The sequence below is a fragment of the Klebsiella sp. NPDC088457 genome (genome assembly GCF_044900465.1).
In the GTDB taxonomy this organism is placed as follows: Bacteria; Pseudomonadota; Gammaproteobacteria; order Enterobacterales; family Enterobacteriaceae; genus Klebsiella.
Genome location: NZ_JBJDNH010000001.1, coordinates 292,683 through 306,202, shown reverse-complemented (window position 1 = coordinate 306,202; position 13,520 = coordinate 292,683). Strand labels below are relative to the sequence as shown.

The 13,520-nt window shown below is 52.0% G+C and carries 13 protein-coding genes and 1 pseudogene; 7 read left to right on the top strand and 7 right to left on the bottom strand.

What is annotated here, in order from left to right; all coding sequences use genetic code 11:
• The first annotated feature begins 116 nt into the window (after positions 1-116).
• Positions 117-1,736, top strand: a complete 1,620-nt coding sequence (locus ACI2JR_RS01360) for an ABC transporter substrate-binding protein (RefSeq protein WP_462477655.1) — start codon at positions 117-119, stop codon at positions 1,734-1,736.
• A gap of 497 nt (positions 1,737-2,233) precedes the next feature.
• Here the strand turns inward: ACI2JR_RS01360 and ACI2JR_RS01355 are convergent, their stop codons facing one another.
• From ACI2JR_RS01355 to ACI2JR_RS01345, 3 genes are all read right to left on the bottom strand, one after another.
• Positions 2,234-2,353: a small membrane protein gene (locus tag ACI2JR_RS01355; RefSeq protein ID WP_165905644.1), complete on the bottom strand. Its 120-nt coding sequence runs from the start codon at positions 2,351-2,353 to the stop codon at positions 2,234-2,236.
• Positions 2,354-2,730: 377 nt separating this feature from the next.
• Complete coding sequence (locus ACI2JR_RS01350; RefSeq protein ID WP_132726345.1) at positions 2,731-3,021, bottom strand: Bor family protein; 291 nt, start codon at positions 3,019-3,021, stop codon at positions 2,731-2,733.
• A 238-nt stretch (positions 3,022-3,259) separates the two neighbouring features.
• Entirely contained in the window at positions 3,260-3,454 is a 195-nt protein-coding gene (locus ACI2JR_RS01345) for a hypothetical protein (RefSeq protein WP_132726343.1), read from the bottom strand.
• Between the two features lie 403 nt (positions 3,455-3,857).
• On the opposite strand from ACI2JR_RS01345, the gene ACI2JR_RS01340 reads away from it, so the two are divergent.
• Positions 3,858-4,277 carry a translesion error-prone DNA polymerase V autoproteolytic subunit gene (locus tag ACI2JR_RS01340; RefSeq protein ID WP_462477654.1) on the top strand — a complete coding sequence of 140 codons (420 nt, stop codon included), beginning with the start codon at positions 3,858-3,860 and terminating at the stop codon, positions 4,275-4,277.
• 2 nt (positions 4,278-4,279) lie between these two features.
• Positions 4,280-5,545, top strand: a complete 1,266-nt coding sequence (locus ACI2JR_RS01335) for a Y-family DNA polymerase (RefSeq protein WP_462477653.1) — start codon at positions 4,280-4,282, stop codon at positions 5,543-5,545.
• Between the two features lie 152 nt (positions 5,546-5,697).
• Here ACI2JR_RS01335 and ACI2JR_RS01330 read toward each other — a convergent pair whose 3' ends face one another.
• Together ACI2JR_RS01330 and ACI2JR_RS01325 are read right to left on the bottom strand one after the other, a co-directional pair.
• A complete protein-coding gene (locus ACI2JR_RS01330; protein ID WP_132726335.1) occupies positions 5,698-6,729 on the bottom strand; it encodes a methionine synthase in 1,032 nt (343 codons plus the stop codon).
• A 27-nt stretch (positions 6,730-6,756) separates the two neighbouring features.
• Positions 6,757-7,740, bottom strand: coding sequence for a DUF1852 domain-containing protein (locus ACI2JR_RS01325; protein WP_132726333.1), 984 nt, complete (start codon positions 7,738-7,740; stop codon positions 6,757-6,759).
• Between the two features lie 713 nt (positions 7,741-8,453).
• Here ACI2JR_RS01325 and alaE point away from each other — a divergent pair.
• Positions 8,454-8,891: pseudogene (gene alaE / locus ACI2JR_RS01320) on the top strand (L-alanine exporter AlaE).
• 166 nt (positions 8,892-9,057) lie between these two features.
• Here the strand turns inward: alaE and ACI2JR_RS01315 are convergent.
• Complete coding sequence (locus ACI2JR_RS01315; RefSeq protein ID WP_132726328.1) at positions 9,058-9,534, bottom strand: GNAT family N-acetyltransferase; 477 nt, start codon at positions 9,532-9,534, stop codon at positions 9,058-9,060.
• A gap of 92 nt (positions 9,535-9,626) precedes the next feature.
• Between ACI2JR_RS01315 and ACI2JR_RS01310 the strand changes: the two genes are divergently transcribed.
• Positions 9,627-10,559, top strand: a complete 933-nt coding sequence (locus ACI2JR_RS01310; RefSeq protein WP_462477652.1) for a LysR family transcriptional regulator — start codon at positions 9,627-9,629, stop codon at positions 10,557-10,559.
• Between the two features lie 229 nt (positions 10,560-10,788).
• Positions 10,789-11,133 (top strand): DUF1294 domain-containing protein, encoded by a 345-nt coding sequence (locus ACI2JR_RS01305; RefSeq protein WP_132726323.1) that lies wholly within the window; start codon positions 10,789-10,791, stop codon positions 11,131-11,133.
• On the opposite strand, the gene ACI2JR_RS01300 is transcribed toward ACI2JR_RS01305, so the two are convergent.
• On the bottom strand, positions 11,103-12,023 hold the full coding sequence (locus tag ACI2JR_RS01300) for a LysR family transcriptional regulator (protein ID WP_132726320.1): 921 nt from the start codon (positions 12,021-12,023) through the stop codon (positions 11,103-11,105). The genes ACI2JR_RS01305 and ACI2JR_RS01300 overlap by 31 nt on opposite strands.
• Positions 12,024-12,120: 97 nt before the next feature.
• On the opposite strand from ACI2JR_RS01300, the gene ACI2JR_RS01295 reads away from it, so the two are divergent.
• Positions 12,121-13,176 carry an SDR family oxidoreductase gene (locus ACI2JR_RS01295; protein WP_462477651.1) on the top strand — a complete coding sequence of 352 codons (1,056 nt, stop codon included), beginning with the start codon at positions 12,121-12,123 and terminating at the stop codon, positions 13,174-13,176.
• The last annotated feature ends 344 nt before the right edge of the window (positions 13,177-13,520 follow it).

Below are 13,520 nucleotides of genomic sequence, written 5' to 3'. Positions count from 1 at the left end.
GCGGTTAAATCAGAATACAGGTCAATTTTCTATCACAAGCCGTTTGCAATTTCAGGTGATGAAACAAATAATTATCGCTCTGCCAGCTCTGGTTTTTTTATTTTAAAGGGGATCTCATGAAGTATCCTGTCACATTGACATGCGGCGCGCTGTGGTTAGCCAGCGTTTCTTCTCTGGCCTGGGCGGCGGATGTTCCCCCGGGAACCGTATTAGCCGAAAAGCAGCTGCTGGTACGGCATATTAAAGATGAACCCGCATCATTGGATCCCGCTAAAGCCGTTGGTCTGCCGGAAATTCAGGTGATTCGCGATCTTTTCGAAGGGTTAGTCAATCAGGACGCCAAAGGCAATATTATCCCCGGCGTGGCGACCCGCTGGCAGAGCAACGATAACCGCGTCTGGAGCTTTACCCTGCGTGATAACGCGCGCTGGTCGGACGGTTCGCCGGTGACGGCGCAGGACTTCGTCTACAGCTGGCAGCGGCTGGTCGACCCGAAAACGACCTCGCCATTTGCCTGGTTCGCCGCGCTGGCGGGGATAACCAATGCGCAGAATATTATCGATGGTAAAGCGGCGCCGGATACGCTGGGAGTGACCGCCGTGGATGGCCGCACCCTGCGCGTACAGCTGGACAAGCCGCTGCCGTGGTTCAGCAAGCTGACGGCCAGCTTCGCGTTTTATCCGGTACAGAAAGCCAACGTCGAGAGCGGCGCCAACTGGACGCGTCCGGGTAGCCTGGTTGGCAACGGGGCCTATGTCTTAAAAGACCGCGTGGTAAACGAAAAACTGGTGGTCGTTCCGAATGGCCACTACTGGGATAACGCGAAGACGGTTATCCAGCAGGTGACTTTCGTGCCGATCAATCAGGAGTCATCGGCGACGAAACGCTACCTGGCCGGCGATATTGATATCACCGAATCTTTCCCGAAAAATCTGTACCAGAAGTTGCTGAAAGATATCCCCGGGCAGGTGTATACCCCGCCGCAGCTGGGCACCTACTACTACGCGTTTAACACCCGGAAAGGGCCTACCGCCGATGAACGCGTACGTCTGGCGTTAAGCATGACCATCGATCGCCGTTTGATGGCGGAGAAGGTGCTGGGGACCGGAGAAAAACCGGCATGGCACTTTACGCCGGACGTCACGGCAGGCTTTACGCCGGAGCCATCGCAGATGGAAAGTATGAGCCAGGCCGAGCTGAATGCCCAGGCGAAGGCGTTATTGCAGGCGGCAGGTTACGGCCCTGGACGCCCGTTACAGCTGAAGCTGCTGTATAACACCTCGGAAAACCATCAGAAAATTGCCATCGCGGTGGCGTCGATGTGGAAGAAGAACCTCGGCGTCGACGTCAAGCTGCAGAATCAGGAGTGGAAAACCTATATCGATAGCCGCAATACCGGTAATTTCGATGTCATTCGCGCGTCGTGGGTTGGGGATTATAATGAGCCTTCCACCTTCCTGTCGCTGCTGACCTCCAGCCATAGCGGTAACATCTCCCGCTTTAACGATCCGGCCTATGACAAGATCCTGAGCCAGGCAGCACAGGAAACCTCGGATAAAGCGCGCAACGATGATTACAATGCGGCGGAAAAAATCATCATGGGTAAAGCGCCCATCGCCCCGATTTACCAGTACACCAACGGGCGGTTGATTAAGACGTGGCTGAAAGGGTACCCGATTACCAACCCGGAGGACGTGGCCTATAGCCGCACGATGTATATTGTGAAGCATCAGTAGACATCTGCGGTTATTTCCTGAATCCCATCATGGCGCGGTTTACCGCGCCATTCTTTTTTTGCGGCATTAGCCATTCACAACGTGTAACGCTATTGTGCATAAAAAAGAGGCGAGTGGTGCATGAAGTCACTGAGCGAGGTAATACGCAATCGTCAGCCCTGGAATATATACCGTTGATGAGCAGAAAAATAAATGGCTTATCTATACCCTAAATAATTCGAGTGGCAGGAAGGCGGCCCGTAAGGGCGAGTCTCATGGATGAGTCGGGTAACAAAGCCAACGCGCATGCAACCTGAAGTATGACGGGGATGGGTAATATTCATTATTGGCTTTACTTATGCTTAATATCGCTATTGCGCCATGACCTGACATATCCGATAGAGAAAATGGTGATGCGATGTCTGCGGCGATAACTATCGTTAATGTCAGGTCACAGGAGTTAAGCGGCATGAACCCAGAGAAGATGCCGGCAGTCGTCTCAGCCGTTTTTGTCGCGCTTAGCGTCGTTTTTTAAACGTAAACTGCTGTTTTTTTCTGTCCCTGATGTAGGAAACGAGAGAAAAAACAGCAACCAGAAGTAATACTATTGCCAATACTAAAAAGAGTAAGTTTGCCATGTGGTTTATTCCCCGGGAAGTTTATGGACATTATTGCTTTTATGAAATGGAATCTACTCCTGGATTAAGAAAAATCCTAATGAAATATTTTGAGAGCTCAGAAGAAAAGTATTTTTAATACTGCTGACGTCTATTTTGTGGAGTTTAATGCTAATGCCCCCGAAGTGGTATAGCATGTTATGGCAATAGGGAATGGATTTTTTACTTAAAAACACCGAACCTACTATTATTTAGCAGAAGTTTAGCAGAATGTAAAAAGGTTGTTGCTGGCAGGGACTATCTGACTAAAAAGTAAATGGAAACCGACAGGAAGTCGGCGATGGAAAGCTTAAGATGAAGAGAGACAGCAGACACCAAAGGATGCCTGCTGCAGGGGCTTATTTAGCGCAATACACACGCGCATCGCGCGGAGTATAAATTCCTAAGGTCACAAAACCGAGCAGCCCATCGACAAACGTCTGCTGGACTTCGGTACGTACCACTTTATCCGCACCACCGCAGACCTGAGCGGCGTCGATTTGTTTTGACTGGCCGATCCCGCTGACGAAGAAGTGGTGGGTTGTGACCTGCTGAGGCGCAACGGCAATACCTTGATTCACGGAGAAGGTTTGTTGCGCACAGCCAGAAATTGCCGTTGCTGCCAGAATCACCATCATTAACTTTTTCATTTTATCTCTATCCTTGTTGAATTAACCCTGATTCAGGGTAGGTGAATTCTATACATTAAACGGTCCGCTTCACAACCGACCTGTTTTGTGGGGGGAGTCCGCTAACTCGTTCCTGTTGGAGCCGACGTTAGCGGTTTGAGTATGCAGATATGCCGATGCTGTAGGGGGGCGAAGATCATCGGACAGGGGGGACCAGCAGGCTGCTCCGTCGCTGCGCGCTATTTTGCCTGACCGGCGTTCAATCAACGTTGTTGAAGTAGTCCCGTGCAACCGTTTCGACGCGCTTTGCATCGAGACCCGTTTTTTCGCTAATCAATGCAATGAACGGTTTGAATTTTTCGGTCATCACGTTGCCGCCATCCCAATGGGCGACGTAGAAACGACACTGGTAGCGATAAAAATGGAGGGTGGTCTCTCCTAACGTGTAGTACATAAGCATCTCCAGTTCAGTCTGTCGGGTATATCGCCACTATGCCGGGATGACGATGACCCATAACGGTCGGCTTTACAGAGACTATCCTCCTCCCAATCAGCGAAAATTTCCACAGATGCGTCTTACTCTTTGCCATTTTTCTGCTCACTTCTTCTGCCTGCGGTTTTGTCCGTGGAGAGGTTCGCTGGCTGAACGGTATGTTATGTCGCCCGCTCCGACGACGGTATTCTTTGCTCCTGCGCCCGGTTTGTCTTGCGGCCTGGTCCTGCAATTAGTCTAAAAGAGTCGTTATCAAATCAGCGGCATACGTAACCGATACGCCGTTATCACGCAAGCAGCTCTTGATTTCCATCGCCGATCGATAATACTGTATATGTATACAGTATTACTGATGGTGATTATCATGTCGTTTTTCACACCTACCGAGCTACGTCAGATCGTGGCATTGCCCTTGTTCAGCGATCTTGTTTCATGCGGCTTTCCGAGCCCGGCACAGGATTATGTTGAGCGACGCATTGACCTGAATGAACTGATGATTCAGCACCCGAGTGCGACCTATTTTGTGAAATCCAGCGGTGATTCAATGATTGACGCCGGAATTGGCGAAGGGGATTTACTGGTGGTGGATAGCTCCCGTCAGGCTGAGCATGGCAATATCGTTATTGCTGCGGTCGATGGCGAATTCACCGTTAAGCGCCTGCTGCTGCATCCCGTTGCGATGCTTAAGCCTGAAAACAGCGCCTATGCGCCGATCGCGATTGGCCGCGAAGACCGTCTGGACATTTTCGGGGTGGTGACCTACATCGTGAAGTCTGCGAGCTGATCATGTTTGCGCTGTGCGATGTGAATTCGTTCTATGCCTCTTGTGAAACCGTATTTCGCCCGGATCTGAAGGGGAGGCCGGTGGTCGTTTTGTCAAATAACGACGGTTGCGTTATTGCGCGTTCTGCTGAAGCGCAATCTCTGGTGAAAACCGGCGAACCGTACTTCAAACTGAAGGATCTCTTCAGGCGTCACGGGGTGGTTTGTTTCAGTAGCAACTATGAACTCTACGCGGATATGTCCAGTCGGGTGATGACCACTATCGAGGAGATGTCTCCCCGCTGCGAAATATACTCCATTGATGAGATTTTTTGTGACCTCACCGGCGTGCGTAACTGTCGCGATCTGGCGGAGTTTGGGCGTGAAATCAGAGCCACGGTTCTGCAGCGCACGCATCTGACGGTTGGGGTGGGTATCGCCCAGACCAAAACCCTGGCCAAACTGGCGAACCATGCGGCAAAAAAATGGCAACGGCAGACCGGTGGGGTGGTGGATCTGTCAAATATCGAGCGTCAGAGGAAGCTGATGGCGGCATTATACGTTGATGACGTCTGGGGCGTCGGTCGGCGTATCGCGAAAAAACTGGAAGGCCTGGGTATCAAGACCGTATTGCAGCTGGCGGACAGCGATATTCGGTTTATCAGAAAGCATTTCAACGTTGTGCTGGAGAGAACCGTGCGGGAGCTACGCGGCGAGCCATGCCTTGAACTGGAAGAGTTTCCCCCGATAAAACAGGAGATTATCTGTTCCCGTTCCTTCAGCCAATACATTAGGGAATACGAGGAGATGCGGCAGGCTATTTGCAGCTACGCCACCCGGGCGGCGGAGAAACTGCGTAGCGAGCATCAATATTGCCGCTTTATTTCGGCGTTTGTTAAAACCTCGCCATTTGCGCAAAACGATCCGTATTACAGCAACAGCGCATCTTTTAAACTGCTGACGCCGACACAGGACAGCCGGGATATTATCGGTGCGGCGACGCGCTGCCTGGATGCCATCTGGAAAGATGGCCATCGCTATCAGAAAGGTGGAGTCATGCTGGGTGACTTTTACAGCCAGGGCGTAGCGCAGCTTAATCTGTTCGACGAAAATGCGCCGCGGCACAACAGCCAGAAGCTGATGGAGGTGTTGGATCGTCTGAACGCGAAAGAGGGCCGCGAAACGCTTTACTTCGCCGGGCAGGGTATTCAGCCGCAATGGCAGATGAAACGGGAAATGCTCTCGCCGAGATACACCACGCGATATGCCGAGCTGCTTACGGTTAAGTGATAACCCGCAGCTCATGACTCATCGCTCTTCATCAGCGATTGCCGCTCATCGCGGCAATCGCGCAGCCCGGTTGGGGCTGGATAATTGGCGATCGAGCGGCTCGCCTGACCCGGACTGAATTTCTTTTAAACGTGAGCGAATAGTCAGCGCCGTTATTTCGTTGCAAGCTCCTGGCGGATGATTTCTGCACCAGCGCTTAAAGCATGCAGCTTGCCTGTAGCGACCTGACGGGACAGGGGGGCCATACCGCAGTTGGTTGAGGGATAAAGCTTGTCAGCGTCGACAAACTGCAGTGCTTTTCGCAACGTACTGGCGACTTCTTCCGCTGTCTCTATGGTATTGGTTGCCACGTCAATGGCCCCTACCATCACTTTTTTACCGCGAATCAGTTCAAGCAGATCCATCGGAACATGCGAGTTATGGCATTCCAGGGAGATGATATCGATATTAGACGTCTGCAGTTTGGGAAACGCCTCTTCATATTGTCGCCACTCTGACCCGAGGGTCTTTTTCCAGTCGGTATTGGCTTTGATGCCATAGCCATAGCAGATATGGACAGCTGTTTCACATTTCAGCCCTTCAATGGCTCTTTCTAACGCGGCGATCCCCCAGTCATTCACCTCATCAAAGAAAACGTTAAATGCGGGTTCATCAAACTGGATAATATCGACACCGGCAGCCTCTAATTCTTTGGCTTCCTGATTGAGAATTTTGGCGAATTCCCAGGCGAGTTTTTCGCGGCTTTTATAGTGGCTATCATAAAGCGTATCGATCATCGTCATCGGCCCTGGCAGGGCCCATTTAATCGGCTGGCTGGTGAGCTGCCGTAAAAACCGGGCATCTTCCACAAAAACGGGCTTTTGACGAGCGACAGCACCCACGACTGTCGGGACGCTCGCATCATAGCGATTACGAATTTTAACGATCTGACGTTTCTCAAAATCAACGCCGCTGAGATGCTCAATAAACGTCGTGACAAAGTGCTGACGCGTTTGCTCGCCATCACTGACAATATCAATACCTGCCCGCAATTGATCTTCGAGGGACAAACGCAGAGCGTCTTGTTTTCCCTCAATTAATTCCTCATTTTGCAATTTCCAGGGCGACCACAGCGTCTCTGGTTGCGCAAGCCAGGAAGGTTTGGGTAAACTGCCAGCCGTTGAGGTGGGGAGCAATGTTTTCATAATAAATGACCTTGTATTTTGGGTTAATCACAGAGCGTAGCTAGCAGACCATTGCTCAAGAATAGTTTTATAGGGTTTGATGAAATGTTCTTCAGTAAATCTTCCCTGCTCAATCGCCAACTGGCTACGTTCTTCGCGGTCATAAACAATTTTTGTCAATGAGTGATCCTGGTTATTCAGGTCTGGTTGATAGTATTGGCCTGCAGCCGAGTTAGCATTGTAAATTTCAGGGCGGTAAATCTTCTGGAAAGTCTCCATCGTGCTGATGGTAGCGATCAGTTCAAGATCGGTGTAATCACTCAGTAAATCACCAGAAAAATAAAATGCCAAAGGCGCAACGCTATTTTTCGGCATGAAATAGCGAACCTGCAAGCCCATTTTATTGAAGTATTTTTCAGTCACAGAAGAACCATTCTGCTGGTATTCGATGCCCAGTACTGGATGCTCATTCCCGGTTCGCTGATAGATGTTTTTGCTGGAAACGCTCAGGCATATGACCGGCGGTTTTTTAAAACTCTCGCGGTATTCATGTGAGTTGACGAAATGTTTGAATATATTGCCATGTAAATCGCCAAAGTTATCCGGAACGCTAAATTCGGATTTGTTCTTATTGAGCTCTAACAGCAATACGCTGAAGTCATAATCTCGCACGTAAGAAGAGAAATTGTTCCCCACAATGCCGGCAATGCGTGCGTTCGTTTTCTTATCAACGATGGTAGTTTTTAAGATTTCAATCGCCGGGAAGGTGGCGTCGTTGTCTTCAAGGCCAATATTCATCTCAACAGAAATGATTTCAAGTTCGACAGAATAACGATCGCCTGTAGGGTTGTCCCAATGCGCCAGAGTATTGAAACGATTGTCAATCATCACTAACGTGTTGCGCAGGTTCTCCTGACGGTTCTTTCCGCGGGCGAGGTTGGCAAAGTTGGTGGTAATACGCGTATTTTCTGAAGGGTTATAATTTTCATCGAAATCACTGCGCGTAATAGTAAATGTAAAGTTTCTATTCATTGCGATGTTGTATCCTAAGTTCTGCCAGGAAAACTGAATTTATTTCTTGATTTGCCAGATTTTCTCTTCCGGCTTTCTCATTCAGTTATCTTCATATTGTCTGTAGTTGATAATGCATATTTTATGCCTGAGTCATTAGATGAGTGGAAGTGACTTAATTTCATTACAACATGAGTCATCTTCATGATCCGGGATGCGACCCGGTGTGGCGTTGTTGGCTAACGCCCGGCGGGTAAGATTCACCGTGGGGATCCATGGGCAGGAGCGGCTAATTGAGCAGGCGTCCGGTCACCGGAAGGGCATTCTTGCCTGGAAGAGAGCGACTTGAGTTTTACTCATATTGCTTAGATTCACAGCGTATTTTTATGCCGCCCGATGTCCTGGCGCGAACTTGCTATGCGCTGGTGGCATTTTCAGCCGAACGGGATATCCGGGAAAGCGTGGGGGAACCTCCGATTTTGACTAATCTCTGACACGCTGCGGTAGGCCAAAGAGTGCCGCGGACATCCCCGGACCTGCGTGGCTATTTTTTCTTTTTAAACGAGCTCATTATAAGGATATAAAGCGCCGTTAGAATCATGGTAAGCGCCATCGGTATGGGCATCCTGAAGGATACCTGTATGCTATAGTTTTATGCCTCTCTTTAGGTGAGGGCGCGTTTATCACCACACAACGACAGGAAATGTAATTTGCCTCAACGTCAGGAGCAGACCATGCGCAGGAGGGCATTTTTGGCCGACACCGTTGCGCTGATCCTCTTTTTCACGACAACGGGTATCATTAATGAACGCCTGATAGCGGCTATGACGTGGGAGCAGGTTTTTCATGCCCGCCTGTTGGGAGCGGCCCTGATGATTCCGGTAGCCAGGCCATACGGCATATGGCGGGATTGGATAATGAAGCGTGCCGGCCAGGGGCGAATGTCTCAGTTGCTATGGGACAGTGTAGCCCTTGTCAGTTTCTAGGTGCCTGTCTATGCCGCGATCATTGCTTTCAGCGGCGCTTCGGGAAGCGGCCTGCTCCGGGGCACTCTCGGTGCCGCCTTGATGATGCTCTTTCTCGGACGCCCTTATGGTGCGTTTCTTAACCGGGTTCGTAAATTGTTTGGCTTACCTCCGGGTGGCAGTAAACCTATGTCGTTGAACAGCTGAAGGGCGCCTGGTGCCGGAAGGGGTCATTGGCGCTTTAAACTAACCAGAATATACGTCGCCCGATTATTGCATGCAGTAATCACTGAGACTGCATTTTTAATGGCAGTGAGGAATTGCAGAAAAGGCCCCCCCCCGCTTCAGCGGGGGGCGCAATATCAAGAGGCTTTTATTCGGCAAATTTCAGCAGCGCTTCGCCATCCAGACGATAGCGTACCCATTCAGACTGCGGCAGTGCGCCAATGCTCAGGTAAAAATCAATGGCGGGCTGGTTCCAGTCCAGCACACTCCATTCAAGACGGCCGCACTGCCGTTTTACTGCGCATTGCGCGATATTTTTCAGCAACGCTCTTCCCGCGCCTTTGCCGCGATAATCGGGGGAAATGTATAAATCTTCCATATAAATACCGTTACGCCCCAGCCAGGTGGAGTAGCTGGTGAAGAAAACGGCATACCCTACGGTCTGGCCTGCCATCTCACAGATCAACGCTTCGGTTTTACTGCCGGCGCCAAAGAGCGTTTCGCGGATCTCATCCGGCGTGGTGACCACTTCTTCCGGCGCTTTTTCATACACCGCCAGCTCATAGATCATATCGTAAATTGCCGTTGCATCTTCCGGGCGGGCCTGGCGAATTGTGATACTCATTGGTTTTCCTGTTATTTCTGCATGGTGTCGACATTGATGGGGCTAAGCATAAGGGTTATTGTCAGGAGAATTAAGTGCAATGAAATCACCAAATGATGAATATTATGCATCCGGCGCTGAGGCGCCTTGATTTAAACCTGCTGCCTGTTTTTGACGCGATTTATCGTCACCGTTCCGTTCGTCTGGCGGCGGATGAACTGGCGATGAGCACATCGGCGCTGAGCCATGCGCTGTCCCGGCTGCGTATCACTCTCAATGACCCATTATTTTTCCGGGAAGGCCACCGGATGTCCCCGAGCGTGTATGCCGCACAGCTCGCGCCTTCTATTGCTTCGGCGCTGAAATTGCTCAATCAGGAGCTGGCACCGCAGCCGGAGTTTGCAGCCGCCTGTAGTACGGAGCGTGTACAGATTGCCATTACGGATTTCACCGCGTTTTGTATTTTCCCTGCGCTGATGCACAAACTGCAGCACGAAGCGCCCGGCTTGCGCTTTGAGTTATGCTATTTGCCGCACAGCCCGGCGCTGACGGAACTGCTGGCGGGCGAAGTGGATCTGGCGCTGGGATTCAGCACGTTGGATGATATCCGGCATCCGGAACTGGATGAGATCGGCTGGTTTGAAGATGAGTATGTCGCCATCAGCAATACCCGCCGAACGCAGCTGACGCTGGAGGATTATCTTGCCGCGCGGCACCTCGTGGTGACGCCCTGGAATGAGAAGCAGGGAGTGCTGGATTTACAGCTTGAACAGATGGGGTATACACGGCAGATAGCGATCAAAACGCCGTCAATGCTCAGCGCGCCGTTTATTGTTGCGGAAAGCGACCTGCTGATGGCGATTCCTCGTTTTGCCGCTGAGAAGCTGATTGTGGCAACGAAGATCAAGATTTTTTCATTGCCGTTCGCGATCCCTCCGTTTGAAGTGAAGATCTATTCACATCAACGGAGCGGCCAGCGAGGCGTGACGAACTGGCTGAAGGCGAAACTGCGTACGCTGGCGACAGAGGTCAGGTCAGGGCGGTGAATGCGGAAATGCTAAAGCGGGCAGGGGGTTAACTCATCGCTTTTCTCCGTAGACGCAGACACCGTAATGTTTGAGTCAGTATCCCCAGCTAAGCCTATTATCCGGGGGCAGTAGCAGATCATAATCATGCCCGTCTTTTCTGTGGCGCCCGTACAGCGGTTTCTTCTGGCTGCCTGTATTGCGTATAATTCGGCTTCTACGTTTTCTGATAATGGCTGTGGCTAATGGTATGAATCTCAATCGCTGTTGTTATTTGCTTCTGGCCTGCGCGGCGATCGGGAGTATTTTGACGTCTCATCCCGTGGCTATGTGGCTCCTGCTCGCCAACGTACTGACGCTGGCGATTTACGGGGTGGATAAAATGGCGGCGCGTAAGGCCTGGCGCAGAGTGCCAGAATCCACCTTGCTGCTGTTTGGGGTGGTCGGTGGGTGGGCCGGCGCGATTGCGGGTCAACAGCTCTTTCGCCATAAAACGCAAAAGCAGCCATTTAAAACATACTTTATTGTCAGTGTGTTATTGAATATCGCGGCGATGGTGGCGGTTTACCAGCTTGCTCCTTTTTCCGCATCCTGAACACAGATATTCCCTGTGATTTCAGGCAGCAGTTGCTCGATCACGCTGACGATGCTCCTGACCCTCTGGGGGATAAAGCGGGCATCGGGATAGACGGCATAGAGGAAGCGGTCAGGTAAGCGGTAGGCGGGTAATACCGGAACCAACCTACCGGCCTGCAAAGCTTTGACCGCGAGCGGTAGCTGCATGCCACCGATACCGATGCCTGCCTCTAGCGCCTGTAACAGCGCTTCACTGGTGTTGGCCCGGAAAACGGTCTTCACTTTCACGTCGAGAGTGTCATTAGCAGAGACTAACCGTAGCGGCGCTTCCAGCGCGATGCCGCTGAAACGCACGTGCGGATGCGCAGCCAGCTCGCTCACGGAATGAACCGGCGTAAAACCGGGGGCGGCAAAGAGCCTCGTTTCAATACGCGCCAGCACGCGCGCCGCATGGGTTGGCGGAGGCTCATTGCCCAGCCGCAGCGCGACATCGACCCCTTCAGGGACAAGCTCGGCGATACGGTCATCAAGTGAAAGCATCAGGTGCAATCCTGGATTCATTTTCTGCAGTTCGAGCAGATGTGGCAAAAAGCGCTGGCCCAGACCGCTCGGCAGCTGCACATGGACCCTGCCCTGAAATTGGCGCTCGGCAGGGTTCAGGCGCCTTTCTGCTTCCCGCATGGCTTCCAGCAAAAGCTGCATATCGCGCCGGTAGCTTTCTCCCTGCTCAGTCAGCGCCATCACCCGCGTTGTACGGTGCAGCAATACCACCCCGAGTTCCTCCTCAAGGGCGGCTATCTGCTGACTGACGGCCGATTGCTTCATACCGCTCTGGCGGGCGGCCGCAGAAAAGGAGCCGGCTTCTGCGACGCGTAAAAAGGTGGCAATGGCATTGAGCTTATTATTCATTTAATGATTCTGCTTATAAGTGCCATCAGTTTCATGGGATATGTGTGAAAAAAATAATATATCACACTGTGTCTGTCACCTTATCTGGAGAAATACCATGAACAAGACGCAGCAACAGAGAGTCGCGCTGGTCGCCGGCGCCAGCGGTATTGTCGGCAGGCAGCTGGTTAACACGCTGCTGGACAATGAGTGGGAGGTGATCGGCCTGAGTCGCCATGCACTATCCCACCCGGCAAACATTCCGATAGTCAACGTCGATTTACTGGATGAGCGGCAGAGCGCGCAGATATTGCAACCCCTTAACGGCATCAGCCATATTTTTTACAGCGCCTGGGTGAACGCCGCGAACTGGACAGACATGGTTGAGCCGAACGTCACCATGCTGCGTAACCTGGTCAGTAACGTTGAGCAAACCGCGCCGCTACAGACGGTAAGCCTGATGCAGGGATACAAAGTCTATGGTGCGCATCTTGGTCCGTTCAAAACCCCGGCGCGTGAAAGCGATCCCGGCGTACCCGGCGCAGAATTTAATGCCGCACAGCTCACCTGGCTCAGCCATTTTCAGCGTGGGAAAAGGTGGCGCTGGAATGCCATCAGGCCGGGCGTAGTGGGCAGCGCGGTGCCTGGCAACGCCATGAATCTCGCCCTCAGCATCGCCCTGTATGCCTCGCTGTGTAAGGCTCAGGATTTACCTCTGCGCTTTCCCGGTTCGGAACACACCTGGCACAGCATCGTTGATCATACTGATGCCGGATTGCTGGCGGAGGCGACGCTGTGGGCAGCGACCTCGCCGATGGCAGAGAATCAGGCTTTCAACGTGAATAATGGGGACGTCTGGCGCTGGAGCGAGCTGTGGCCGCGTATCGCGCGCTGGTTTGCGCTGGAATCCGCACCGCCGGTCAGGCTGTCATTTCACCAGTTGTTTAAGGACTATCGTGAGGTATGGCGCGAACTTGCCGGGCAGCGGCTGGTGGAAGCGGATATTTTACAGCTGAACGACGGGCAGTTTGCCGATTTCGTGTTTGGCTGGAATTACGACATGTTTGGCGATGGTAGCAAGCTGCGCCGGGCGGGCTTCACGCGTATGCAGGCAACCGACGAGATGTTTTTCAGCCTGTTCACGCAGCTGAGAGCCGCGCGCATTATCCCCTGACAACGCATTGAGCCGTGGATTGCCGATGACGTGGATCCCCGGCTCCTGGCTCAGGCAGGGATGCGTAGCGCGGAGAAGAGCATGTCAGGGGAGAGTGCATGATTTGCTTTGACCCAGAGACGGAGCAGAAAACATATCGGTATGTGTATAGTTTGTGTCAGGAGCGGGCGTAACAAGGTGCTGTATTGATGTTCTCTATGCACAGAGCCATTATCACAAGGAGTGGCTAAACGGCCCCCTTATATACAGCGTATCGAAGTGGGGAAGGGGCTTCACGCTGAATGCCCGCTTCTCGCTCATGGCGGACCTTAGGCTCAGGTTACATGTCCGTTTCGTGCCAGAAG

What these genes read in the sequence shown, in the direction of transcription:
- ACI2JR_RS01360 (WP_462477655.1), top strand. Translation starts at nt 117, where the DNA reads ATGAAGTATCCTGTCACATTGACATGCGGCGCGCTGTGGTTAGCCAGC.
- ACI2JR_RS01355 (WP_165905644.1), bottom strand. Translation starts at nt 2,353, where the DNA reads ATGGCAAACTTACTCTTTTTAGTATTGGCAATAGTATTACTTCTGGTT.
- ACI2JR_RS01350 (WP_132726345.1), bottom strand. Translation starts at nt 3,021, where the DNA reads ATGAAAAAGTTAATGATGGTGATTCTGGCAGCAACGGCAATTTCTGGC.
- ACI2JR_RS01345 (WP_132726343.1), bottom strand. Translation starts at nt 3,454, where the DNA reads ATGTACTACACGTTAGGAGAGACCACCCTCCATTTTTATCGCTACCAG.
- ACI2JR_RS01340 (WP_462477654.1), top strand. Translation starts at nt 3,858, where the DNA reads ATGTCGTTTTTCACACCTACCGAGCTACGTCAGATCGTGGCATTGCCC.
- ACI2JR_RS01335 (WP_462477653.1), top strand. Translation starts at nt 4,280, where the DNA reads ATGTTTGCGCTGTGCGATGTGAATTCGTTCTATGCCTCTTGTGAAACC.
- ACI2JR_RS01330 (WP_132726335.1), bottom strand. Translation starts at nt 6,729, where the DNA reads ATGAAAACATTGCTCCCCACCTCAACGGCTGGCAGTTTACCCAAACCT.
- ACI2JR_RS01325 (WP_132726333.1), bottom strand. Translation starts at nt 7,740, where the DNA reads ATGAATAGAAACTTTACATTTACTATTACGCGCAGTGATTTCGATGAA.
- ACI2JR_RS01315 (WP_132726328.1), bottom strand. Translation starts at nt 9,534, where the DNA reads ATGAGTATCACAATTCGCCAGGCCCGCCCGGAAGATGCAACGGCAATT.
- ACI2JR_RS01310 (WP_462477652.1), top strand. Translation starts at nt 9,627, where the DNA reads ATGATGAATATTATGCATCCGGCGCTGAGGCGCCTTGATTTAAACCTG.
- ACI2JR_RS01305 (WP_132726323.1), top strand. Translation starts at nt 10,789, where the DNA reads ATGAATCTCAATCGCTGTTGTTATTTGCTTCTGGCCTGCGCGGCGATC.
- ACI2JR_RS01300 (WP_132726320.1), bottom strand. Translation starts at nt 12,023, where the DNA reads ATGAATAATAAGCTCAATGCCATTGCCACCTTTTTACGCGTCGCAGAA.
- ACI2JR_RS01295 (WP_462477651.1), top strand. Translation starts at nt 12,121, where the DNA reads ATGAACAAGACGCAGCAACAGAGAGTCGCGCTGGTCGCCGGCGCCAGC.